The organism is Pseudomonas sp. fls2-241-R2A-110, from assembly GCF_030209165.1.
Lineage (GTDB): Bacteria > Pseudomonadota > Gammaproteobacteria > Pseudomonadales > Pseudomonadaceae > Aquipseudomonas.
In genome coordinates, this window is record NZ_JARVSN010000019.1 from 97,492 (window position 1) to 121,867 (window position 24,376).

Here is a 24,376-nt window from a genome sequence, read left to right on the forward strand (position 1 = left end):
GCGGGCACGAACTCATTTCAAGACGCGTGCCAATGCGGCTTCCAGAATCTGCAAGGCTTCGTCGACCTGTTCATCTGCTGTCACCAACGGCGCGAGGAAGCGCAGCACGTTTCGGTGGACACCGCATTTGATCACCAGTAAGCCGCCGGCCCGGGCTTCATCGATCAGCCGCTGATTCAAGTCGGCGTCTGGTGTGCGAGCCTCGTCATCCTTGATCAGCTCAAGCGCCAACATGAAACCGGTGCCGCGTACGTCGCCGATTTGCCAGTGACGAGCCTGCAAACGCAACAGCCCCTGGCGCAAACGCTCGCCCAGTGCTTCGCTCCGGGCAAGCAATTGTTCTTGCTCGTAGGCTTCTATCACCGCCAGTGCCGCAGCGCAGGACAACGCGTTACCGCCGTAGGTGCCGCCCAGACCGCCTGGCAGCGGGGCGTCCATGATCGCTGCCTTGCCGACCACACCCGACAGCGGCAATCCACCTGCCAAACTCTTGGCGACCGTCACCAGATCCGGCTGAATCCCGGCATGCTGGAAACCGAACCATTTGCCGGTACGGCCGAAACCGGTCTGGATTTCATCGAGGATCAACACAATGCCGTGCTTTTCAGTCAGAGCACGCAGAGCCTGGAGAAACTCCGCCGGTGCCGAGAGGAAACCGCCATCGCCCTGCACCGGCTCGATAATGATGGCCGCGACCCGCTCCGGCGCCACCTGAGTGGCGAACAACTCGTCGAGAGCCTTGAGCGCCATGTCGCTGCCGACACCGCGATAGGCATTCGGGTACGGGGTGTGGAACACCTCCGGCGCGAACGGCCCGAAGTTCTGCTTGTAAGGCTGGCTCATGCCGGTCAGCGTAGTGCCAAGCAAGGTGCGACCGTGGAAGCCGCCGCGAAAGGCGATAACGGCCGAACGGTTGGTGTGGGCGCGGGCGATCTTGATCGCGTTTTCCACGGCTTCGGCGCCTGAGGTGAAGAACGCTGCTTTATAAGCGTCCTGACCGCCTATCATTTCGCACAGGCGTTGGGCCAGATCGAGGTAAGGCTTATACGCAACCACCTGGAAACAGGCGTGGGAGACCTTTTGCAATTGTGCCTGCACGGCCGCAACCACTTTTGGGTGATTGTGGCCGATGTTTAGCACGCCAATACCGCCGACGAAGTCCAGGTAGCGCTTGCCGTCCACATCCCACAATTCGGCACCTTGGGCGCGATCGATCACCAATGGGTGAGCGGTAATCAGGCCACGTGGCACGAATTGATCGCGCTGACGGAGCAAATGAGGGGTTTCGTCGACTTTGCTATTCATGGCATATCCCATCGTGAGTCCGGCAACCGGGAGGTGGTTGCGATGGTGTTCAGGTTAAGCCTTGCGCGAAACGATCTACGCCGAACTTGGCCCCTGAGAAATTCGGATCAACTGTTTTCACCCTGCCAAACGGCAGATTCCTTCAGCAGGCCGAATCTGCCGGAGCATCGCCAATAAAACCTCGTGCAACCCGTTTAACCCGGTGCTTTCGACAGATCCTGCGCTGGCATTGCGCGAGGATGGAGAGCACCTTCACCCTTTCAGGAAATGCCCATGGCCCTGCTTTACAAAGCTGACCCTGTACGCGGCGAGCAGTGGAAAGCGCTGTTCGCCGAGCACGCCCCGGATATCGAATGGCGCGCCTGGCCGGACATCGGCGACCCCACGGACATCGAGTATCTGGCCGCCTGGCAGGCGCCCGACGATTTTGAGGCGTTGCTGCCCAATCTTAAAGTGCTGTTCGCCCTGTCCGCCGGGGTCGATCAACTGGATCTCGCACGCTTGCCCATCAGTTTGCCGCTGGTGCGCCTGCTGGATCCGGGCATCACCCGGGGCATGTGCGAGTACGCCTGTTTCGCTGTGTTGAGCCTGCATCGGGACATGCTCCGTTATCGCCAGCAACAAATGGCTCGCTGCTGGCAGGCGCACTTGCTGCAACCGGCGAACAAGCGTCGGATCGGGATCATGGGCCTCGGCACCCAGGCCCAGCAGATTCTGGCGGCGTTACGCCCCCTGGGGTTTGCATTGTCAGGTTGGGCCCGCAGTGTCCATCAGATTCCTGATGTGGATTGCTATGCCGGCAATGAGCAACTGCCTGCGTTCCTTAGCCAGTGCGACATTTTATTGTGCGTGCTGCCGCTGACCGAACAAACCCAGGGCATTCTCGATGAAAAACTGTTTCGCCAACTACCCCATGGCGCGGCGCTGATCAACATGGGCCGTGGCGGGCATCTGGTGGAAAGTGATCTGCTGGCGGCCCTGGACACCGGGCAACTCAGCGGCGCGGTCATCGACGTGCTACAGCAAGAGCCGGCGCCGGCGGATCATCCATTCTGGCACCATCCAAAGATTCTGCTGACCCCGCACATCGCGGCCATGACCCAGCCGGAAAGTGCGTTCAGGGTGTTGCTGGAGAATATTCGGCGACATCAACGTGGAGAGCCGATGGTGGGTGAGATCGACCGCACCCTGGGTTACTGAATACCGCGCAAATCCACTGTGGGAGCAGGCATGGTCAAGTCCACGGTGGATCAGCGGCGTGGATCAAAGTCGCTCGGCAATTGCTCCGCCCACCTTCTGTGTTGAGCCCTTCCCGCCCACGTCCGGCGTGATTGGCACCTCGGCGATCACCCCGATCATGCTTTCAACGCAGCTTCCAGAAATGCCACTAACGCCTGTACACGCGGACTGCGAAGTTTGCGTGAGGGGACCAACAGGTTGATCGGAGCGCTGTCGAATTGCCAATCCGCCATCACCCGTATCAGGCTGCCGCTGGCAATAGCGTCACTTACGTCCCATTGCGAACGTAAAACCAACCCCAAGCCTTGCTCGGCCCAACGCCGAGCTACGCTTCCGTCGTTACTCAACAACATGGGTTCGATGCGCAGCGTTTTCCGCTCCGCCCCCTTACGCATATGCCACAGCGTGACATCTTCATCATTTTCACGAATGCAAATGTAACGATGCTCGGTGAGTTGGTCCGGCGACGACGGCACACCGTGATGCTCTAGATAGGCCGGACTGGCGCATAACCATCGGTTGTTTTGCGTGAGAGGCTTGGCGATCCACAGGCTGTCATTGAGGTGACCGATGTGAATCACAGCATCGCTGTCGTGACGATCTGGCCATGGCGTTTCGCGCAAATCCAGGTGCAGGCACAGTTGTGGGTGCAACCTGGCAAAACGAGCCAGCAGCGGCGCAATGCGTTGTCGACCATAGCCGAACGGCGCCGCTAACCTGAGTGTGCCAACCAGTCGCTCGTCTTGCTGCTTGAAAGATTCCGGAAGCGCCTCCAACTGTTCCAGCAAGAGCGCGCTTTCTCGGGAGAAACGCTCGCCATCGGCGGTGAGACTCAGGCGCCGGGCATCGCGATTAGCCAAGGTCAGACCGAGCAGCGTCTCCAGCTTACGCAGACGCATGGACAACGCCGGTGGTGAGACATTCAGAATTCTGGCAGCAGCGCTTAAAGACTCGGAGCGCGCCAGCGTTACAGCCAGACGTAGGTCTTCGACGGAGATCATTCAATTTTACTTAATGATTGATGACTATCCATTGAACCATAACTTAATGACAGCTGAGTAGAGTGGCCCCTGTACCCAGCCACCCGAGTTCTGTCATGCCAACTTCTATTGCCTCCCTCGATACCCCCGTCGCGATAGTCGATGTCTCGCGAATGCAGCGCAATATCCAGCGCATGCAGCAACGCATGGACACCCTGGGTGTGCGTTTGCGCCCGCACATCAAGACCAGCAAATGCCTCCCCGTGATCAAGGCACAGATAGCCGCTGGCGCAAGCGGCGTCACAGTTTCCACCCTGAAAGAAGCTGAGCATTGTTTCGCTGAAGGCATCAGCGACATTTTTTATGCCGTTGCAATAGCGCCTGGCAAATTGGCCCAGGCACTGACACTCAGGCGCAAAGGCTGCCGGCTGAGCATGCTCACCGACAGCGTCATCGGGGCTCAAGCCATCGTCTCCTTCGGACAGCAGAACGACGAACGATTCGAGGTCTGGATCGAAATAGATTGCGACGGCCATCGATCAGGTCTGACCGTTGAAGACAATGCACTCATAGACGTCGCACGGGTCCTTTCCGAAGGGGGCATGCAATTGCGAGGCGTGATGACCCACGCCGGATCCAGCTACGAACTCGACAATCTTGAAGCGCTGCAGATTTTGGCCGAACAAGAACGCTTCCTCTGCGTCAGTGCCGCCAAAAGAATCCGCGAAGCCGGGCTGGTGTGCCCGGAGGTCAGCATCGGCTCCACTCCCACGGCACTATCGGCACTGAGCCTGGAAGACGTCACTGAAGTACGCGCAGGCGTTTATGTGTTCTTCGACCTGGTGATGCGCAACATCGGCGTCTGCCAGACAGACGAGTTGGCACTGAGCGTGCTGACCACCGTCATCGGCCACCAGCAAGATAAAGGCTGGATCATCACCGATGCCGGCTGGATGGCCATGAGTCGTGATCGAGGCACGCAGCGCCAGCGACAGGACTTCGGTTACGGACAGGTGTGTACCGAAGCTGGCGACTGGATCGAGGGCGCGCTGGTCACTGGCGCCAACCAGGAACACGGCATCATCACTCTTGGAACGGCCGAGAGCGCCAACATCGTAACGCGCTTCCCCATCGGCAGCCGTCTGCGCATTCTGCCCAACCATGCATGTGCCACAGGCGCGCAATTCCCGGACTATCACGCTTGTGACGCCGAGGGCGTCGTGCACACATGGAGTCGCTTACATGGCTGGTAATCAAGCAGGTTCGATCGACTTAATCCAAACGGCTAACGCCGCAGCTCCGGGTGGACATTACTCCCAGGCGGTCGCGCACGAGGGTGTTTTATATGTGTCCGGGCAACTGCCGGTACGCGCGAATGGCGACCACAGTGCCGACCAACCGTTTGAGGTTCAAACATCAATCGCCCTCGACAACCTCGTGGCGATCCTCCGCGAAGCGGGCCGGAGCACGAGTGATCTCCTGAAGGTCACGGTCTATGTCGTAGGGATAGAACACTGGCCCACCTTTGATCGAATTTATGCCCGTTACCTGGGTGAACATCGGCCTGCACGCGCCGTGGTGCCCGTTCCGGTCCTGCATCATGGTTACTTGATCGAAATCGAAGCGCTGGCCCGCGGTGAACAAAAGGAAACCTGCCAATGACGGTTGCCAGGGCCGGTATTGCTCTCAGGCCGGGGCCGAAGTGATTGCCGCTGCGGCCGGCGTCAGTGTGCAACAGGTCGGTCGGCAACGGAGTCAGGCCCCGGTCAAACCCTTACCAATGACGATCATCGAGGAGCCATTATGAAACCGCAAAAAAGCGATGTTCTGATTATCGGCGGCGGCATCATGGGCTCGACGTCGGCGTTTTTCCTGCGCCGGCGTGGGCACTCAGTCACCCTGCTGGAGCGTGACCAGATCGGTCAGTACGCCAGTGGCGTGAACTTCGGCAACGTGCGACGCCAGGGGCGGTATCTGGGCCAATTGGAATTGGCCAACCGTTCCTGGGCGCTGTGGAAACGACTGCCGGAGCTGATCGACGACGACCTAGAGTTCATCGCCAGCGGCCATATGCGTGTGTGTTATCGCGAAGATGAAATTGCTGAACTGGAGGACTATGCGGCGGCCCCGGAGGCCCGTGAACTGGACTTGCAGATCCTCACGGGCAAGGCTTTGCATGCACGCTTCCCGTTCCTCGGCCCGGAGGTCAAGGGCGGTTCCTACGCGCCTCACGATGGTCACGCCAACCCGCGTCTGGCAGCGCCGGCGTTTGCCCGGGCAGCCCGGCGCCTCGGCGCGCGGATCGAAGAACGCACCGAGGTCGCCGAGGTGCAGAAGGTCGATGACGAATTCCACGTCACGACCACCGATGGTCAGCTGTTCGTCGCCCAGCAACTGTTGATCACCGCGGGCGCCTGGGCCGCCAAGCTGTCCGAACAATTCGGCGAACCGGTGCCGCTGGAACCCAATGGTCCGCAAATGTCGGTGACCGAGCCGGTGCCCTACGCCTTGCCGACGGTGATTGGCGTGTTTACCAAAATCAAGGAAGAGGTGATCTACTTCCGCCAGATCCCCCGCGGCAACATCATCATCGGCGGCGGCAACCGCTGCAAACCGGACATGCTCAACCGGCGAGCCTACTTCCAGCCGGAAAGCCTGCTCAACCAGATGCGGCAAATGCGCCGCCTGCTGCCAGGGGCCGAAAAGCTGAACATCATCCGGGTGTGGAGCGGCATCGAGAGCTATACGCCAGACTCCCTGCCGGTCATCGGCCCCAGCGGCACCGTCGACGGCTTGTTCTACGCCTTCGGCTTCTGCGGCCATGGCTTCCAGCTTGGCCCGGGCGTCGGCGACGTGATGGCCGAACTGATCAGCACCGGCAGTACCAGCACCTTGATCAGTCCATTCGATATCCGTCGGTTTACTGACCCATCCGCGATTGCGATGCCTTTATCTGCGAGCCTCCTCAGCACAGGCAAACTTATATGAGCCGCACACCGCAACGCCCTGATCGCCCCGCTCAAGGTCGCCATCTTCAAGGAGGCTACATGCCTGCAACGTCAGACTCTGCCTATCTGTACCGCGCTGTAACCGCGGCGGACATGCCCGCGGCACACGCCCTCTCCTTGCACCTGAAATGGCCTCACCGAGAAGAAGACTGGGCCATGGTACAGCGCACGTCCGAAGGCTTTGTCACGGAACATAACGGACAGTTGGTCGGCGTAGCATTCGCCTGCCATCAAGGCGCTTATTCCTCAATCGGCCTAGTGATCGTGAGTGATGAGCACCAAGGTAAGGGGATCGGACGTCGACTGATGAACCTGTGCCTGGAAGCCACTGCTCCACGCACGCCAATTCTCAATGCCACCGAGTCAGGCGCACCGCTTTATGCAAGCATGGGATTCGTCGACTTCGCGCGAATCCAGCAGCATCAAGGCGTGCCACAGGTACCTGCGCTGATCCCTTTGATCAAGGGCTCGTATTGCCGCGCATCAGGCCCGGCCGATTACCCGAAGCTGATTGAATTGGCCAATGCTGGTAGCGGCCTGGACCGCACAACGGTACTTAACGATTTGCTCCCGATGGCCGAGTACGTGGTCGGCATCGACGTGGATGGAAAACTGCAAGGTACTGCCCTGCTCCGTCGTTTTGGTCGTGGCCATATCATTGGTCCGGTTGTCGCGCAAAACCTGGAACAGGCCCAACACTTGATTACCCACCTTCTGCGCTTGATACCTGGTGCCTTTGTTCGCTTCGACATTCTGGCCGATTGCGGGTTGGCCGACTGGCTGGAGAGCCTGGGGTTGCAATGCGTCGACAGAGCACCGCGAATGGTTCTCGGAGTCCCCCCGCAATCAAGCGGTGGAATCAAGCAGTTTGCTCTGGTTACACAAGCTATCGGCTAGCGATCACGACCACCAGCAAGGATTTTATCGCACGCAATACCAACGTAAACGGCTCAGTTGCATTGATGCAACGTTAGCGAGGCAGATACAGCAGATTATCCCTTGCCGACTTGAATAACGGCATATGTTGCCTGGCCCGCTTTGTTAGCTTATTGAGGAAACAGGGCATAAGGATGTACTGGTCGCGACGGCGATGCTCTGGTGACTCACTACCTCCCCGGCCATGCTGTTCGCAGTGCCTATTACCGCTCCAAGGAGCTAGTTGGATGACAACACAATCTTCGAATAGCTACAGCGTTGATCCGGAAACATCTCACAAGTTTTATATCAACGGCCGTTGGTCTTCCCCTGCAATCCCGGCAAGTTTGCCGGTGGTCAATCCGGCAAGTGAAGAGGTCGTTGCGCAGGTCGCGCGAGGGTCTGCCGAGGATGTTGATCAGGCAGTAGCCGCGGCACGGGCAGCGTTTCCTGGTTGGTCTGCTTCCTCGACAGAATCGCGTGCGCTTATCCTTGGAAAGATCTACGAACTTATCCTTGAGCGCAAAGAGGCTCTTGCACAGGCCCTCTCTCTCGAAATGGGCGCTGCCATCGGATTCGCACGGGCGATGCAAGTGCCACTGGCGGCCGAACACGTTCGGGTCGCACGTGATCTCCTGTCGACCTATCGTTTCCAAACGGTTGAAGACGGCACCGCGATCCAACGCGAACCAATAGGCGTCTGCGGCCTTATCACCCCGTGGAACTGGCCGCTGTATCAAATCACCGCGAAAGTCGCTCCGGCTATTGCTGCCGGATGCACAGTAGTCCTGAAGCCAAGCGAACTGTCGCCTCTGAGCGCCCTTCTTTTTGCACAACTGGTGCATGACGCAGGCCTACCGCCCGGCGTCTTCAATCTGGTGAACGGAAGTGGTCCCGAGGTCGGCGCAGCCATGGCGGCGCATCCCGATATCGACATGATTTCCATAACCGGCTCAAACCGCGCAGGCGCTCTGGTTGCACAGGCGGCCGCCCATACGGTGAAACGCGTCACACAAGAGCTGGGAGGCAAGTCGCCGAATCTTCTGCTTCCCGATGCCGACTTCGCCAAAGCGGTCCCGCTGGGAGTGATGTCTGCGTTTCGCAACGTCGGACAGTCCTGCAGCGCCCCGACACGAATGATCGTCCCAAAGGACAGGCTGGCCGAGGTCGAATCTCTGGCTGCAGCAACCGTCAATGCAATCATCGTTGGTGACCCGCAGTCGGAAGATACGGTGCTGGGTCCTATCGCCAACGGAGCCCAGTTCAATCGCGTGCAAGCAATGATCGAGGCTGGCCTTGATGAGGGCGCAAAACTCGTTTGCGGCGGACCAGGACGTGTGCCGGGCCATGAAAAGGGCTTCTACGCCCGACCGACTGTTTTTTCCGAGGTGGATTCCGGAATGCGGATCGCCCAAGAAGAAATTTTTGGTCCAGTGCTGTGCATCATTCCCTATGAGACGGTCGATGAGGCGGTCACTATCGCAAACGATACGGTATATGGTCTGGGTGCCCATGTTCAGGCTCAGGACCTTGATCTTGCACGTACCGTTGCCTCTCGTATCCGAGCCGGACAAGTGCATTTGAATTACCCTGCGTGGAATCCAATGGCTCCGTTCGGCGGCTACAAGCGCTCTGGTAATGGTCGTGAGTATGGTGTCTACGGGTTTGAAGAGTACCTGGAAACCAAAGCAATCATCGGGTTTGGCGAAGCGCCAGGCCTCCCTTCGCGCGCATAGAACATACTTGCCGCTGCCGGTATTGCGGCTCACAAACAATCCGGGTGTCAGGCTGTGAGGTTATTACCTCACGAGCCTGCATTTCAGCAGTTCCCGCCAGCTCCCGATTTCACTCACTTACAGAACTCCGTGGAACTCTGCGGCTCAGTATTTTGAGCGAAAAACAAGGTTCATATATTGGATGTGATAAAAAAAGCCCGCAGTGTGGACGGGCTAAAAGGGTGAAGTAGCAGAAATGAAGAAGGCTTCCAAGCCGATCTGTTGTTGCCTCAGTTCAAAGTGCTGCAACGATTGCCATACCGACATCCTGGGTCGAGCCCTGCCCTCCCAGATCGGGGGTAATCGGGCCCTCGGCGATAACCCGCTCGATGGCCTTGAGAATGCCGTCATGCGCTGCGCGATAACGCTCATCACCGTGGCCCAGGAAATCCAGCATCAACGCCCCGGACCAGATCATCGCAATCGGGTTGGCGATGTTCTGCCCGTATATGTCCGGCGCCGAGCCATGCACCGGCTCGAACAACGACGGAAAGCGCCGCTCGGGATCGAGGTTGGCCGACGGCGCGATACCGATGGTGCCGGCGCAGGCCGGCCCGAGATCGGAAAGAATGTCGCCGAACAGATTCGACGCCACCACCACATCAAAACGGTCCGGTTGCAGCACGAAACGCGCGCACAGAATGTCGATGTGCTGTTTGTCCCAGGTGATGTCCGGGTATTGTTCAGCCATCAATGCGGTGCGCTCATCCCAATACGGCATGCTGATCGAGATCCCGTTGGACTTGGTCGCCGCCGTCAGCCGCTTGCGGGGTCGGGTCTGTGCCAGGTCAAAGGCGTATTTGAGAATCCGGTCGACGCCACGGCGGGTGAACACCGATTCCTGCAGCACGAACTCATGGTCGGTGCCTTCGAACATTTTGCCGCCGACCGAGGAATATTCACCCTCGGTGTTCTCGCGGATCACCACGAAATCGATGTCCCCCGGTTTGCGTCCGGCGAGTGGGCACGGCACGCCAGGAAACAGGCGCACCGGGCGAATGTTCACGTACTGGTCGAAGTCGCGGCGAAACTTCAGCAGTGAACCCCACAACGAAATGTGGTCCGGCACCTTGTCCGGCCAACCCACGGCACCGAAGTAGATCGCATCGAAACCCTTGAGCTGTTCAAACCAGTCATCGGGCATCATCTGCCCGTGTTCCAGGTAGTAATCGCAGTGTGCCCAGTCGAGCACTTCGATGCTCAAATCCAGCTGCCATTTCTTCGCGGCCTGTTCCAGCACCCGCAACCCTTCCGGCAGCACTTCCTTGCCAATACCATCGCCGGCAATCGCGGCGATTTTGAATGTCTTGCTCATCGATCATGCCTCGCAAAATGTCTGTGCCATCGTGGGTCGGGTTACAGCCCACCGATGTGGAAGGCTTTGACTTCCAGGTATTCGTCCAGGCCGTACTTGCTGCCTTCACGGCCCAGGCCTGACTGCTTGATGCCGCCGAACGGGGCGACTTCCATGGAAATGATCCCGGTGTTGAGCCCGACCATGCCGAACTCCAGCGCCTCACCGAAACGCCAGGAACGGCGCAGGTCCTGGGTGAAGAAGTAGGCACCCAGGCCGTAAGGGGTTGCATTGGCTAGCGCGAGCGCTTCGGCTTCGTCGGTAAAGCGCATCAGCGGCGCCACCGGGCCGAAGGTTTCTTCGTTGGCCAACAGCATGCCGGCGTGGGTATCGCCCAGAACCGTGGGCTGCACGAACTGACTGTCGCCATCAGGAATACCGCCGCAGAGCAACCGCGCGCCCTGACTCAAGGCATCGTCGATGTGTCGGGCGACCTTGCTCACGGCAGCCGGGTTGATCAGCGGCCCGATGGTGACATCGGCGTCCAGACCATTGCCGACCTTGAGTTTGCCCACCTCCTCCACCAGACGTTGAGCGAAGCGCTCGTAGATGCCGTCCTGCACCAGAATCCGGTTGGCGCAGACACAGGTCTGGCCTGCGTTGCGAAACTTGCTGAGCATGATCCCGGCCACAGCCTGCTCAAGGTCAGCGTCGTCGAACACAATGAACGGCGCGTTGCCGCCCAGCTCCAGGCTCAAGCGCTTGATGTGCTCGGCGCTCTGGCGCATCAGCAGCCGACCGACAGCGGTCGAGCCAGTAAAGGAGATTTTCCGTACCGCCGGGTTGCCGGTCAGCTCCTCGCCGATCCCGGCGGGCATGCCGGTCAACACGTTGAACACCCCGGCCGGAATGCCGACACGCTCGGCCAGTACCGCCAGGGCCAGGGCCGACAACGGCGTCAGGTCCGAGGGTTTGACGATGATTGGGCAGCCGGCCGCCAAGGCAGGTGCGCATTTGCGGGTGATCATCGCGTTGGGGAAGTTCCACGGGGTAATCGCGGCGCAAACTCCAACCGGTTGCTTGAGTGTCAGCAGTCGGCGGTCACTGCTGGGGGCCGGCATGGTTTCGCCGTAGACCCGCCGGGCCTCTTCGGCGAACCATTTGACGAAACCAGCACCGTAGCGGATTTCGCCTTTGGCCTCGTTCAGCGGTTTACCCTGTTCGCAGGTCATGATCAGCGCCAGGTCGTCGAGGTTGTCGATCATGGCTTGATACCAGCGCTCCAACAGCGCCGCACGTTCTGCTGCCGGTCGTGCGCGCCAGGCGGGCCAGGCTTTTTCGGCGGCTTCGATGGCACAACGGGTTTGCGCGCCTTGCATGGCCGGCACGCGAGCCAGCAACTGGCCGCTGGCTGGGTCGATGACGTCCAGGGTCGCGTCGTTGTCGGCGCCGATCCACTGCCCGTCCACATACGCGAGTTCTGCCAAAAGGCTGGGGTCTTTCAAACGATTCTTGAGCATGGTCGAGTCCTGATCCGAGACACGTTCCAGTCTAGGGTGATGCTTCGGATGAGGATGCTGAAAGCGCCATTTGGGCGGTGTTGGATGCTGAAAATCGGGGTGGGACGGCAGGCTCTACCGAGGGGATATAAGGCCTGTCAGACAAACGCAAAACCCTGTGGGAGCGAGCTTGCTCGCGATGAGGGCCCGACATTCAACATTGATGTTGACTGATAGTCCGCAATCGCGAGCAAGCTCGCTCACACACTTGATCTCTGTTTGCCCTAGAACCTATCAACACCACCGTTCTACAATTTCAGGGAACCGAGCAACCCTTCAAGAAACCGTTCCCCAGCCTCCATCTGGCTGATCTCGATAAACTCGTCCGGCTTGTGCGCCTGTTCAATCGACCCCGGCCCGCAAACCACCACTGGCACATCCAGACGCTGCTTGAACAACCCGCCTTCGGTACCAAACGAAACCTTGGATGTACCGGTATCCGGCGCGGCGAAGCTCTTCAGAAAGCGCACCGCTTCGACGCTCGGGTGGGTGTCGAGGCCGGGGTAGACGTTCAGGGTTTCGATCTCGATGTCCGCAACACTGGACAGGCGCTTGGCCTCACGAACGATCACCTCTGCACGCTCTCGCATCTGTTCCAGAAACTGATCCAGGTCGTCGGCCGGCAAGTTGCGCACTTCGAAATCCAGGGTGCACAGGTTCGGCACGATGTTCAGAGCTTTGCCGCCGACAATTTGCCCGACATGCACGGTGCTGTAGGGTACGTCGTAGTCCGCATCCTGGGCGCCCTGCTCTTGCAGTTGGAGCTGACTTTGGCGAAGTGCCGTGATGAAATCGCACGCCACGTGAATAGCATTGACCGAGCGCGGTGCCAGGGAAGAATGCGCTTCCAGGCCACGACAGTAGGTGCGGTAGGAGCCCTTGCCCTTGTGCCCGAGCACGAATTGCATGTTGGTCGGTTCACCGATCATGCACAGAAACGGCCGCACCGGTGCCAGATGCAACACGTCCAGCAACCGTCGCACGCCGACACAACCGATCTCTTCATCATGGGACAGCGCCAGTTGCAACGGTCGGCTCAGGGAATGGTCGGCGGCGTCGAGCATCGCGTCGATGGCCAAGGCGATGAAGCCTTTCATGTCGCAACTGCCGCGACCGTAAATCTTGCCATCCAGCACCGTCGCCTGGAACGCTGGAAAGGTCCACGCCTGCCCCGCCGCAGGCACCACGTCGGTATGCCCGGACAGCAGAATTCCTGGCAACTCTCGCGGGCCGGTGCTGGCGAACAGATTGGCTTTTCTGCCGGTCTCGTCCTTGACGATCAGCGACTCGATGCCCTTGGTCAGCAGCAGGTCGCGCACGTAGTCGATCAGGGCCATGTTCGACTCCGACGACACGGTGTCGAAGGCCATCAAGCGTTTGAGGATATCCAGTACGCGGGGTTTCATGAGGCCATGCTCCGTTGCTCGGCTGAAAGGGCAAATCGGCGGATGGAGAACGGCTCAATCGAAGTGCTGGTGCTGCCGGTGCTGATCAGTTCGGCCATCACGTCGCCGACGCCCGGGCCGAGCTGGAAGCCGTGACCGCAGAAGCCGAACGCGTAGAACAAGCCGTCGACGGTGCCACTCGGGCCCATCACCGGCAGGGAATCCGGCAGGTAGCCTTCGATGCCACTCCAGACCCGGATGATGTTCAGGTTGCCGACACCCGGCAGCAGGCGGCGCATTTGATTGACCTGGTTGAGAATGCTGCGCGGCTCCACGTAGGCCCGACGATTGAGCATGTCCGGTTTACTGCGATAGCCGCCACCGATGACAATGTTGCCGCGAGGGATCTGGCGGAAGTAAATCACTTCCTCGGGAATCTTGGTGTACACGCCGATCACTGTTGGCAAGGCGTAAGGCACCGGTTCGGTCACGGCCATTTGGGGGCCGTGGGTGTCCAGCGGCACCGGTTCGCCGAATTGCAGTGACAGCTTCTGCCCCCAGGCCCCGGCGGTGATCAAGAGTTGTGCGGCGCTGAACTGGCGACCGTCAGTGGTGGTGACGCTGAACTCGCCACCGACCTTTTGCACCTCGGCCACTTCAGTCTGCTCCTCGATCTGCGCGCCGAGACGCCGTGCCGCCCGGGCAAACGCCGGGGCTGCCAGACGTGGATTGGCGTGACCGTCGTGGGGCGCATAGGAGCCACCCTTCACATCCGGCCCGAGGAATGGAAAACGCCGATGCAACTCGGCACCGCGATAAATCCTCAGATCCAGTTGCGCCGCCTCAGGCGCCGCGGCATAGGCCTCCAGCTCGGCGATTTCATCTTCGCGATAACACACACGCATGTGGCCGCTGGCGATGAACTCAAGGTCATCGTCGATCAATTCCGGCAGGCGCTTCCACAGCGCCCAGGAACGGTTGGCCAGTTCCAATTGGCCCAGATACCGCCCCTGACGCCGGACATTGCCGAAGTTCACGCCGCTGGCGTACTGACCAATCTGGTCGCGCTCCAGCAGGATCACCGATTGCCCGCGCTGGCGCAGGAAAAACGCTGCCGCCGAGCCCATCAGGCCACCGCCGACGATAACGACATCGGCTTTGTGTACGGTCATGGCGACACCTCCTCGGTGAGCATCGAAAGGGGTTTGACCGGCGCCTGGCTGCGTTGGCGTCCAACCTGTTGCACGCTGACACCGGCCGCTGCAGCGATCACCTCCGCACCGGCCTGGGAGCAATAACGGCCCTGGCAACGGCCCATGCCGACCCGACTGAATGCCTTGGCACGATTGACTTCGCAGGCGCCCTTCTCGCTGACTGTACGGCGCAGTTCACCAACACTGATCATCTCGCAACGGCAAACGATGGCGGTGTCCGGCAAGGCTTTGGCAAGTTCGGCCGGCCAGGGAAACGCCTGAGCCAAACCGAGGCGAAACCGGTCCATCACCGCCAAGGCGTGGCGTTGTTCATCGCGCAAACCGGCGTTCACCGGTTGGTGCAGGTCTTCCAGCAACGCCATGGCCACCAGGCGTCCGGCGTGTTCAGCGGCGTCCGCACCTCGAATCTTCGAACCGTCACCCGCGGCATACACACCGCTGACCGACGTCCGACCTTCCTCATCAACCGCCAGCCACCATTGGCCGGACGCCTCGTCGAAGCGCATGCGACAACCGGCCAGATCCGCCAGTTGGGTTTCCGGGCGCAAGTGATAACCCAGCGCCACGGCATCGCTCTGCACATTCAACGTCTCGCCGCGTGCGGTCAGCACCCGCACACCACTGACACCACTGGCCGCATCGCCCAGCACCTGTAGCGGCTTGATGCCGAGGTGCACCGGAATCTTCGCCCGATATAGCTGCGCTAACAGTTTCATCCCGGCGAGCAGTAATCCTGGACGCGCCAGCAGTTTCGACAAGGCACCGATACGTTTGCTCAGCGGTGACGTGTCGAGCACCGCCGCCACCTTCGCACCCGCCTTGACGTACTGACTGGCGACCAGGTACAGCAGCGGTCCGCTGCCCATGAACACCACGCTGCGGCCAATGGAAACTGCCTGGGACTTGAGCGCAATCTGCGCCCCGCCGAGGCTGTAGGTGCCCGCCAATTGCCAACCTTCAATCGGCATCAGGCGGTCGGTGGCACCGGTACAGAGGATCAGCGCATCGTAATCCACCGTCGAGTGTTTGCCCTGGCTGACGCAGCACAACTGCCTCGGTGTCAGGTTCCACACCAATGTGTCCGGGCGGTAGTCGATCCGTTCGCGCAGGTGATCAAAACTTTCGTGCAGGTCCCGAGCCTTGGCAGCTTCGGTGCCGTACAGCGTGGCGTAATCCCTGGTGAAACCTTCGGGCTGCCGGCGATAGATCTGTCCACCATCGCGGCGATTCTCATCGATCAGGATCGGCTTGAAGCCCGCTGCCAACAAGGTCTCGGCACAGCGAATACCCGCCGGCCCGGCCCCAACGATGACTATCCGTGCAGTGGCCATGTCGCCTCCGGTTGTGTGGTAACGATGTCCAGTCCTTCACGGACTTCATTGGAGCAAGCACGCAGACGCTCGCCACTGCGGGTCCAGACCCAGCAATCCTGGCAAGCGCCCATCAGACAGAAACCCGCGCGCCGGCCGGAATCGAACTCCGATTGGCGCAACGCGTTGCCCTGGGTCAGCAATGCCACCATCAGCGTGTCGCCCTGCAACGCCTCGATGGGTACACCGTCCACCTTCAAACTGATGGTTGGCCGGCCCTGCTCGGCCAGCCTCACAAAACGCCCCTTCATGCATAGGCTCCCTGAGTCATGGTGATCAAATCCAGCTGGGTTTTCAGCAACTCGGCGCTGTCATGATGGCAAAGGATTTCACTACCGCCATCAATGGTCCGGCGGTTCGGCGCCGTGCTATTGCACAAGCCATCGACCCGCACCGGACAGCGGCTGAGAAAGGTGCACAACTCCGGCACATTGGCCTTGGCGCCAATCGGCGGCAGCGTGCCGCAGGTTGTGCTGCAGGTTTCCAGCCAGCCTTGACGCAGTTCCGGCACCGAATGGATCAACAGGTCTGTGTACGGATGGAAGGGTGCCTGGGCAAATGACTGGCGAGTGCCGGCCTGGACTTTGTGGCCGCTGTACATCACCACAATGTCATCGCATAGCGCCCGCACCGTGGAGATATCGTGGCTGATGAACAGATAGGAAACCCCCAGCTCCTGACGCAGGTCGCGCAGCAGTTCAAGAATGGCTGCTCCGACCACGGTATCCAGCGCCGAGGTCACCTCGTCACAGAGGATCAGATCAGGTTTTGCCGCCAGCGCCCGGGCCAGGTTGACCCGTTGCTTTTGACCGCCAGACAGTTCATTCGGGCGCCGTTCGGCCAGGGTTCGGGGCAAGCGCACCAGGTCCAGCAACTCGCCGATACGCTCACGCAACGCCGCGCCCTTAAGGCCGAAATACATCTTCAGCGGCCGGCTCAGAATGGTGCTGACGCTGTGCATCGGATTGAGCGCGGTGTCGGCGTTTTGAAAGACCATTTGGATGCGACGGAACTGTTCGTCGGTGCGCTCGGACAGGCTGCCGCCCAGTGGCTGACCATCGAAAGTCAGCCCACCGAGGGCCGGTGTCAGCAACCCCGCCACTACCCGCGCGAGGGTCGATTTGCCGGACCCCGACTCACCGATCACGCCGATGGCCTGGCCCCGGCGCACAGTCAAGTCGATGTCTTCCAGCACGCGGATCGCCGGCATGCCGTGCATGTCCTTGTTGCCGTAACCGGCGGTCAGGCCCTTGATGGTCAGCAATGGCGTGTCTTGCGCCATATCGCAGGGCGGGCGAATCGTCGTATCCGGCCGCGCCGCCGCCAGCAGACTGCGGGTGTATTCATGGGCCGGGCCTTTGAGTAACGGCGCGGTGGCGCTCTGTTCGAAGATCTGGCCGCCGTTGAGCACGACGATCTGATCAGCCATCTGCGCCACCACTGCCAGGTCGTGGGAAACATAGACCGCCGTCGCCCCGCGTTCACGCACTACACGTTTGAAGGCTCGCAGCACATCGATCTGGGTGGTGACATCGAGGGCCGTGGTCGGTTCGTCGAGCACCACCAGCAACGGGTCGCTGATCAACGCCATGGCCGCCATCACCCTTTGCAGTTGCCCGCCAGACACCTGGTGCGGGTAGCGTTGGCCGATATTGTCCGGGGCCGGCAGCGCCAGGTCTCGGAACAATTGGATGGCTTTGGCTTCAAGCTCCGCACGAGTGCCCAGGCCATGAATCAGCGCGCCCTCCACCACTTGGTCGATCAACTTCTTCGCCGGGTTGAACGCCGCCGCCGCGCTTTGCGCGATGTACGACACCCGGTTTCCGCGCAGTCCCTGCAATTCTTTTTCACTGAGTGCGAGCATGTTGTGCTCGCCGACCTGCACCACACCACCGGACAACCTGCAGCCGCGTCTTGCATAGCCCAGCAGCGCCAGGGCGATGGTGGTCTTGCCGGAGCCAGACTCGCCAATCAACGCCAGCACTTCACCTTTTTCCAAGGCGAAGCTCACGCCTTTGACGATTTCCGTTTCGCCACGCTCGCCACAGGCGACCACACGCAGGTCTTGGACTCGAATCAATTCACTCATTTCAATGACCTCCCGTACGGCGACTACGTCGGGACGACAGTCTGTCGATAAACAAATTCACACCGATGGTCAGGGTGCCGATGGCCAGGGCCGGAATCACGATGGCCGGCGCGCCCTGGTTGAGGCCGCCGATATTTTCCCGCACCAGCGAACCGAGGTCGGCATCTGGAGGCTGCACGCCGAGGCCAAGGAAACTCATGCCGCTGAGCAGCAACACGATGAAGCCAAAGCGCAGGCCAAGATCGGTCAACACCGGATTGAGCATGTTGGGCAAAATTTCTACGCAAGCGATGTACAACCGACGCTCACCACGGGTACGGGCCACTTGCACGTATTCCAGCGCCTCGATGTTCACCGCCATGCTGCGCGCAATGCGAAACGCGCCGGGGGTGAAACTCAATACGGCGGTGCAAATCAACAAGGTCACTGAGGAGCCGAAAGCCGAGACCATGATCAATGCCAGCATCTTGCTCGGGATCGAAATGAACGCATCCATCAAGCGACTGATCACTTCGTCCAGCCATTTGGGCGAAACCACAGACAGCAGCGCGCAACTGGTACCCAGGCCGCTGGCCAACACCGCCGCGATCAACGCCAGGCCAACGGTGAACCTTGCACCTACTAGGATGCGACTAAGCATGTCACGCCCAAGGTAATCAGTGCCGAACGGGTAAAGGGCGCTGATGCTGTCGAAGACATTATCGGAGACCACTTCGCCCACCGGGTGTGGAGCCAACCACGGGCCGAAGATCGCCACCAGCAACCAGATAACGCACATCGCAGCCCCGATCAGACCCAGCCAGCCCGGGCCATGAGCCCCCTTGCCAGTCGACAGGTCGGGGGTCACAGGCGTCGATTTCACAATGAGATTGTTCATTGGTTTCTCAGCCTCGGGTTAGACAGAATCGCGCAAAGGTCGGCGAGTAGCACCAGCCCCAGGTATGCCGTACAAAACAGCATGGTGCAGGCCTGAACCAGCGCCATGTCACGGTTGGTCACGGCATCGACCATCAGGCTGGCGATGCCGGGATAGTTGAAGATCGTCTCGACAATCACCACCCCGCCCAGCAGGTACGACAGGCTCAGGGCGATCGCGTTGGCAATTGGCCCTATGGCATTGGGCAAGGCATGGCGCAGCACGATGCGCATCGGGCTGACGCCTTTGAGCCGAGCCATTTCCACGTAAGGGCTGTCGAGCTGGTCGATCACCGCAGCCCGGGTCATCCGGGCCATTTGCGCGACGATGACGCAGCACAGCGTCATCACCGGCAAGGCGTAAGTGCGCATGAATTGCCAGGGTGAGGTGATGTCGCTGGCATAGGACAACGCCGACAACCAGCCCAGGTTTACCGCAAAAATCAGCACCGCCAGGGTCGCCACCAGAAACTCCGGGACGGCGACCATGGCCAGGGTGAAAAAGCTCAGGAAGCTGTCTATGCGCCCACCGCGCGCCATCGCCGAGCCGATGCCCAGAATCAATGCCACCGGCACCGACACCAGCGCCGTAGCGGCCGCCAGCATCAGGGTGTTCGGTACGCGGCCGGCCATCAACTCGCTGACCGGCATGGCGTTGGACACCGATACCCCCATGTCACCGCTGAGCAGGTTCATCAACCAGTGCAGGTAACGCAGCACACCGGGCTGATCGAGCCCCAGTTTCAGGCGCAGCGCCGCCACTTGTTCCGGCGTGGCGAACTGTCCCAGGGATTGTTGCGCCGCGTCCCCCGGCAGGACCGCCGTGATCGCAAACACGACCATGGACACGATCAACAAAGTCACGATCGCGGCGCCCAAACGCCGGCCGATCAACCACAGTGTGTTGCTATTCATCGCCTACCCTCCTGCGCTGTCCTTGACGTACCAACCGAGCATCCATCAAGCGTCCAGCCAGACCTGCTCAGCGAACATGTAGCCCATGAAGCCGCCCAGCGGGTTGCTGCCGTAGCCCTTGACGCGCTGGTCGACACCATCGATGTTGCTGATAAACACCGGCACGCCGATACCACAGTGGTCATGCACCAGGGTTTGCATGTCCGCGTACATCTTGCTGCGCTTGGCGTCGTCGGTTTCACCACGAGCGAGCATCAGCAACTGGTCGAACTGATCGTTCTGCCAACCGGATTCGTTCCACGGCGCTTTCGACTGGAAGAACTGCGAGAACATCACGTCGGCGTTCGGCCGTGGGTTGATGTTGCCGAAGCTCAGCGGGTGCTTCATCCAGTGGTTGGACCAGTAACCGTCACTCGGCAAGCGGTTGACGTCGAGCTTGAGCCCGGCCTGTTTCGCCGACTGTTGCAACAGCACCGCGATGTCCACCGAACCGGTGGCAGCCGGCGATGCTGCCACCGGCATGCTGATGCTTTCCATGCCGGCCTTCTTCAGCAGGAATTTGGCTTTTTCCGGGTCGTAGACGGTCTGCGGCAGATCGGCATTGTAGTAGCGCGAACCCGGAGCAATCGGATGGTCGTTACCCACGACCGCGAAGCCACGGAACACCGCGGATTTGATCTGCTCGCGGTCAATCAGGTACTTCATAGCCTGGGTGAATTCAGGGCTTTTGCCGGGCAACTGATCCTGACGGATGATCAAGTCAGTGTAGTTGCCCGACGGCGCATCGACGACCCGGTGCTTGGCGCTGGCCTTGATACGCACCGTCGAGCGCGGGTTGACTTCGTTGATGATGTGCACGTCGCCCGACAGCAACGCATTAATCCGCGAGGGTTCATCGCCAATGGCGATAAATTCGATTTCGTCCAGGTAAGGCAGACCTGGTTTCCAATAGTCGGTGTTGCGCACAGCAAGCGAACGCACACCCGGTTTGAACTCCTTGGCCTTGAACGGCCCGGTGCCGATTCCCTGGTTGAAGTCGGTGGTGCCTTCGGGAACGATTAACAAATGTGAAACCGCGAGCATCGACGGCAGCTCGGCATTCGGGCCGCTCAGACGGATCTGTACTTCGTTGGTGCCCGTGGCCTTGATCTCGGCAAACTGCTCTGCCAGAGGCATGACCTTGGAACCCGTGATTGGGTCCTTGTGCCGCAATAGAGAAAACACCACGTCAGCGGCTGTCAGAGCCTTGCCATTGTGGAAGGTCACCTCTTTGCGCAAGGTGATCACCCAGAGCGTGGCGTCACTGGTTTCGATGCGCTCGGCCAACTCCAATTGCGGCACCATATGGCTGTCGAAACGGGTCAGGCCGTTGTAGAACATGAAATGGCGCGCGTAGTCTGTGGATGAGGAACCTTTGGCCGGGTCTAACGTATCGGCGGTGGAACTGGTCATGCCGGCGACACGAATCCGCCCGCCCGGCTTGCCTTTGCCAGGACTCGCGGCTTCGTCGGCAAACAGTTTGCCGGCGGCACCGAACAGGCTACCGGCGCCTGCGGCAGCCACCCCGGCCACCCCCAGCATTTGCAAGGCACTGCGGCGTGACATGCCGCGATTGAGGCCTTCGAATACTCTCAGGCTTTCTTGGCCGGAGATCAGTTTCGAGTCGATCTTGTTGTCAGTCATATCAGCTGTACCTGTCGATAATGAGAAGGCTCATGCTCGCGGTTGTCCGGAGCGTCTTGAAACGCAAACGACGGTGAAGCCACAACTTCAAATTCAATGTAAATAATCCTGGAACCGGTAATAAGCGCCCACCAGCGGCAGGAACCACGGCTTGCCGAAATGCCCGGGAATCGCCGGCCAGTCCAGTTCACGCCAGGGGTTGGCCTCGACCTTGCCGTCCATGACCTCGGCCATGACCTGGCCCATGTGCACCGACATCTGCACCCCGTGACCGCTGTAGCCCATGGAGTGATAAACCCCACCGTGCTGACCGGCCCGAGGCAAACGGTCGGAAGTCATGTCGACCAGCCCGCCCCAGCAGTAATCGATTTTTACGTTGGCCAACTGCGGGAACATCTGCACCATCGCCGCTTGCAGCACCTTGCCGCTCTTGGCGTCGTTGACGCTGTCGGACATGGCAAACCGCGCACGACCGCCAAACAGCAGACGGTTGTCCGGGGTCAAGCGGAAATAGTTGCCGATCATGCGGCTGGTGACATAGGCACGATGACCGGGCAGCAATTGCTCGATCAAAGACTGCGGCAGGACTTCTGTGACAATCACAAAACTGCCCACCGGCACGATCCGCCGCCGATACCAGCCCAGCCCGCCGTGCTGACAGGCGCCAGTGGCGAGCATCACTTGTCCGGCGTGCAGCGAACCTTTGCTTGTGTTGACCTGATATCCGCCAGCCCGGGCTTTCCAGTCCATTACCGAGGTGCCTTGATGAATCAGCGCACCATGTCGTGCCGCCGCTTCCGCCAGGCCGACACCGAAGCGCCCGACATGCATCTGCACACCGTTGCGTTGCAGCAAGCCGCCGTGGAACTGCGCCGAACGCACTTCAGTGCGGGTCTGTTCGGCGCTTAGCAACTCGACATCGGCATCGACTTCCCGGCGAATCAGTTCGCAGGTTCGTGCCAGTCCTTCGTAGTGCATCGGCTTGGCTGCCAGTTTGAGCTTGCCGTTGCGGATCAGATCACAGGCGATTTGCTCCTGATCTACCAGCGACACCACGCTCTGCACCGCACTTTCGTAAGCCTTGTAATAGGCCCGAGCCTTGTCGACACCGAGGCTGGCACTAAGACCGGCGAAGTCCTGGGCCACCCCGGTATTGCACTGGCCGCCGTTGCGTCCCGAGGCTTCACCGATCACCCGCCCGGCCTCCAGCACTACGACACTGGCGCCTTTCAAGGCCAACGCCCGAGCCGCCGCCAAGCCGGTGAAACCGCCGCCGACGATGGCCACGTCGACCAGCCCGGGCAACGCGCCGAGCTGGGCACCGGTGAACGCCGGTGCGGTGTCGAGCCAGTAGGATTCACTGCCCATGTCTAATCCGCCTATGCCAGGAAAAGTGCCATTACGTTACAACTCAAAGACCGACCAATGCCGCCAGTCCGCCGATGTCGGGGATTTGCTGGTAGCTGTAGAAGGCATTGGCAGGAACTTCATGACCACGGGCGACAAACGCCTTGTTCTTGATCTTCATGTCATGGGCCGGCATCAGGTCATAACGGAAGCTGGAGGACACATGCAAGATGTCTTCCGGGCCGCAGTTGAGGTTGTCGAGCATGTACTCAAAGGCGGCCAGACGTGGTTTGTAAGCCTGTGCCTGTTCGGCGGTGAAGACCTTATGGAACGGCGCGCCGAGCTTGTCGACGTTGGACATTATCTGGCTGTCGCTGGCGTTGGAGAAAATGACCAGGGGAATTTTGTCGGCGATTTTCGACAGACCTGCCGGCACGTCAGGGTGCGGGCCCCAAGTGGGTACGGCGTCGTAATACAGCTGGCCTTCGTCGCGGTATTCGATACCCCAACGCTTGCAGGTCCGGGCCAGGGCGGTCTTGAGGATTTCGTCATAAGGCATCCAGTCACCCATGACCTGGTCCAGGCGATAGGCCGAGAAATCCTTGACGAATTGGTCCATCTGCGCCGCAGGAACGCGATCAGCGAAAATCTCGCGAGTCATCGTGCCCATGTGAAAATTGGTCAGTGTACCGTAGCAGTCGAACGTAATGAATTTGGGGCGAAGAAAGCTCATTGAGTGCGGTCCTGAAGTTCGTTTAGGTCATGGCGTGACTAGCATTCGCTTCATTCGAGAAGCTGTGATGCAACGCTGCAGCACACCGTCATTACAACACCGTGAATTCAGCAGATGGCGTTAAAAGCGACCTCTACTCGATACAAACCACCGTTTTAGCCTCCCCCCTCAGCAGACTTTGCGGCGCGCTCCTACCTTGGGCAAACCCCGTATTTGTGCGCTTTTATGGACCTTTATAATCCTGTACGAGCCGCGCGTGCCGTCATTAACCGCAGAAACTGCGCCGGACTGAACGAAAACGGGCGCTCCCCTGAGGAAGCGCCCGTTTGCTGTGGTTTGGAGCCTGCCATCTCTCTCCGGCTGGCCAGCTACCTGCGGGATCGCGATGTTATTGGAGGATGTCGATCAGCACGCTTTTGAAACGCAAATTGGCTTCGAATGCCAGGCCAACACGTCTTTATGTGGTCGGGTCGAACCCGCCGCTTCAAGCGGTGCGAGAGTCTCGGCATCCGCGTCGATCAGATCGGCCCAACGACGCATGACCCGCGCCCGCTCCCGAGGTAGACGGCTGGCCAATCACTGCAGTTGAACGCCTGCCAGGCATAGTTGACGGCCTCGTCCACCAAGGTTGGCTCGGCATACACCTGGCC

20 protein-coding genes are annotated in these 24,376 nt (G+C 60.0%); 6 read left to right on the forward strand and 14 right to left on the reverse strand.

What is annotated here, in order from left to right:
* Window positions 1–12: 12 nt before the first annotated feature.
* A complete protein-coding gene (gene gabT, locus QRN31_RS16250; RefSeq protein WP_285433085.1) occupies window positions 13–1,305 on the reverse strand; it encodes a 4-aminobutyrate--2-oxoglutarate transaminase in 1,293 nt (430 codons plus the stop codon).
* A 273-nt stretch (window positions 1,306–1,578) separates the two neighbouring features.
* Between gabT and QRN31_RS16255 the strand changes: the two genes are divergently transcribed.
* Entirely contained in the window at window positions 1,579–2,505 is a 927-nt protein-coding gene (locus tag QRN31_RS16255; RefSeq protein ID WP_285433086.1) for a 2-hydroxyacid dehydrogenase, read from the forward strand.
* Window positions 2,506–2,660: 155 nt separating this feature from the next.
* Here the strand turns inward: QRN31_RS16255 and QRN31_RS16260 are convergent, their stop codons facing one another.
* Entirely contained in the window at window positions 2,661–3,545 is an 885-nt protein-coding gene (locus tag QRN31_RS16260; protein ID WP_285433087.1) for a LysR family transcriptional regulator, read from the reverse strand.
* A gap of 95 nt (window positions 3,546–3,640) precedes the next feature.
* On the opposite strand from QRN31_RS16260, the gene QRN31_RS16265 reads away from it, so the two are divergent.
* From QRN31_RS16265 to QRN31_RS16285, 5 genes are all read left to right on the forward strand, one after another.
* Window positions 3,641–4,777 (forward strand): DSD1 family PLP-dependent enzyme, encoded by a 1,137-nt coding sequence (locus tag QRN31_RS16265; protein WP_285433088.1) that lies wholly within the window; start codon window positions 3,641–3,643, stop codon window positions 4,775–4,777.
* Window positions 4,767–5,186: a RidA family protein gene (locus tag QRN31_RS16270; RefSeq protein WP_285433089.1), complete on the forward strand. Its 420-nt coding sequence runs from the start codon at window positions 4,767–4,769 to the stop codon at window positions 5,184–5,186. Before QRN31_RS16265 ends, QRN31_RS16270 begins: the two co-directional genes overlap by 11 nt.
* A 141-nt stretch (window positions 5,187–5,327) precedes the next feature.
* On the forward strand, window positions 5,328–6,512 hold the full coding sequence (locus QRN31_RS16275) for an NAD(P)/FAD-dependent oxidoreductase (RefSeq protein WP_285433090.1): 1,185 nt from the start codon (window positions 5,328–5,330) through the stop codon (window positions 6,510–6,512).
* Between the two features lie 59 nt (window positions 6,513–6,571).
* On the forward strand, window positions 6,572–7,429 hold the full coding sequence (locus QRN31_RS16280) for a GNAT family N-acetyltransferase (RefSeq protein ID WP_285433091.1): 858 nt from the start codon (window positions 6,572–6,574) through the stop codon (window positions 7,427–7,429).
* A 266-nt stretch (window positions 7,430–7,695) separates the two neighbouring features.
* Complete coding sequence (locus QRN31_RS16285; RefSeq protein ID WP_285433092.1) at window positions 7,696–9,183, forward strand: aldehyde dehydrogenase family protein; 1,488 nt, start codon at window positions 7,696–7,698, stop codon at window positions 9,181–9,183.
* Window positions 9,184–9,457: 274 nt separating this feature from the next.
* Here QRN31_RS16285 and QRN31_RS16290 read toward each other — a convergent pair whose 3' ends face one another.
* The 12 genes from QRN31_RS16290 to QRN31_RS16345 all read right to left on the reverse strand — a co-directional run bounded on the left by QRN31_RS16290 (window position 9,458) and on the right by QRN31_RS16345 (window position 23,726).
* Complete coding sequence (locus QRN31_RS16290) at window positions 9,458–10,537, reverse strand: tartrate dehydrogenase (RefSeq protein WP_285433093.1); 1,080 nt, start codon at window positions 10,535–10,537, stop codon at window positions 9,458–9,460.
* A 41-nt stretch (window positions 10,538–10,578) separates the two neighbouring features.
* Window positions 10,579–12,036 (reverse strand): NAD-dependent succinate-semialdehyde dehydrogenase, encoded by a 1,458-nt coding sequence (locus QRN31_RS16295; protein ID WP_285433094.1) that lies wholly within the window; start codon window positions 12,034–12,036, stop codon window positions 10,579–10,581.
* A 287-nt stretch (window positions 12,037–12,323) separates the two neighbouring features.
* Window positions 12,324–13,481: an acetylornithine deacetylase gene (gene argE / locus QRN31_RS16300; RefSeq protein ID WP_285433095.1), complete on the reverse strand. Its 1,158-nt coding sequence runs from the start codon at window positions 13,479–13,481 to the stop codon at window positions 12,324–12,326.
* Window positions 13,478–14,632 carry an NAD(P)/FAD-dependent oxidoreductase gene (locus tag QRN31_RS16305; RefSeq protein WP_285433096.1) on the reverse strand — a complete coding sequence of 385 codons (1,155 nt, stop codon included), beginning with the start codon at window positions 14,630–14,632 and terminating at the stop codon, window positions 13,478–13,480. Before QRN31_RS16305 ends, argE begins: the two co-directional genes overlap by 4 nt.
* Window positions 14,629–16,005 carry an FAD/NAD(P)-dependent oxidoreductase gene (locus QRN31_RS16310; RefSeq protein WP_285433097.1) on the reverse strand — a complete coding sequence of 459 codons (1,377 nt, stop codon included), beginning with the start codon at window positions 16,003–16,005 and terminating at the stop codon, window positions 14,629–14,631. The genes QRN31_RS16305 and QRN31_RS16310 overlap by 4 nt, the downstream gene beginning before the upstream one ends.
* Complete coding sequence (locus tag QRN31_RS16315; RefSeq protein WP_222585763.1) at window positions 15,987–16,295, reverse strand: (2Fe-2S)-binding protein; 309 nt, start codon at window positions 16,293–16,295, stop codon at window positions 15,987–15,989. Before QRN31_RS16315 ends, QRN31_RS16310 begins: the two co-directional genes overlap by 19 nt.
* Complete coding sequence (locus QRN31_RS16320) at window positions 16,292–18,133, reverse strand: ABC transporter ATP-binding protein (protein ID WP_259150079.1); 1,842 nt, start codon at window positions 18,131–18,133, stop codon at window positions 16,292–16,294. Before QRN31_RS16320 ends, QRN31_RS16315 begins: the two co-directional genes overlap by 4 nt.
* A 1-nt stretch (window position 18,134) precedes the next feature.
* Complete coding sequence (locus QRN31_RS16325; RefSeq protein WP_285433098.1) at window positions 18,135–19,010, reverse strand: ABC transporter permease; 876 nt, start codon at window positions 19,008–19,010, stop codon at window positions 18,135–18,137.
* A complete protein-coding gene (locus QRN31_RS16330) occupies window positions 19,007–19,963 on the reverse strand; it encodes an ABC transporter permease (RefSeq protein ID WP_222585760.1) in 957 nt (318 codons plus the stop codon). Before QRN31_RS16330 ends, QRN31_RS16325 begins: the two co-directional genes overlap by 4 nt.
* Before the next feature lie 45 nt (window positions 19,964–20,008).
* Window positions 20,009–21,646 carry an ABC transporter substrate-binding protein gene (locus QRN31_RS16335; RefSeq protein WP_285433099.1) on the reverse strand — a complete coding sequence of 546 codons (1,638 nt, stop codon included), beginning with the start codon at window positions 21,644–21,646 and terminating at the stop codon, window positions 20,009–20,011.
* Between the two features lie 93 nt (window positions 21,647–21,739).
* Window positions 21,740–23,014: an NAD(P)/FAD-dependent oxidoreductase gene (locus tag QRN31_RS16340; protein ID WP_285433100.1), complete on the reverse strand. Its 1,275-nt coding sequence runs from the start codon at window positions 23,012–23,014 to the stop codon at window positions 21,740–21,742.
* Window positions 23,015–23,057: 43 nt separating this feature from the next.
* Window positions 23,058–23,726, reverse strand: a complete 669-nt coding sequence (locus tag QRN31_RS16345) for a haloacid dehalogenase type II (protein ID WP_222585757.1) — start codon at window positions 23,724–23,726, stop codon at window positions 23,058–23,060.
* Between the last annotated feature and the right edge of the window lie 650 nt (window positions 23,727–24,376).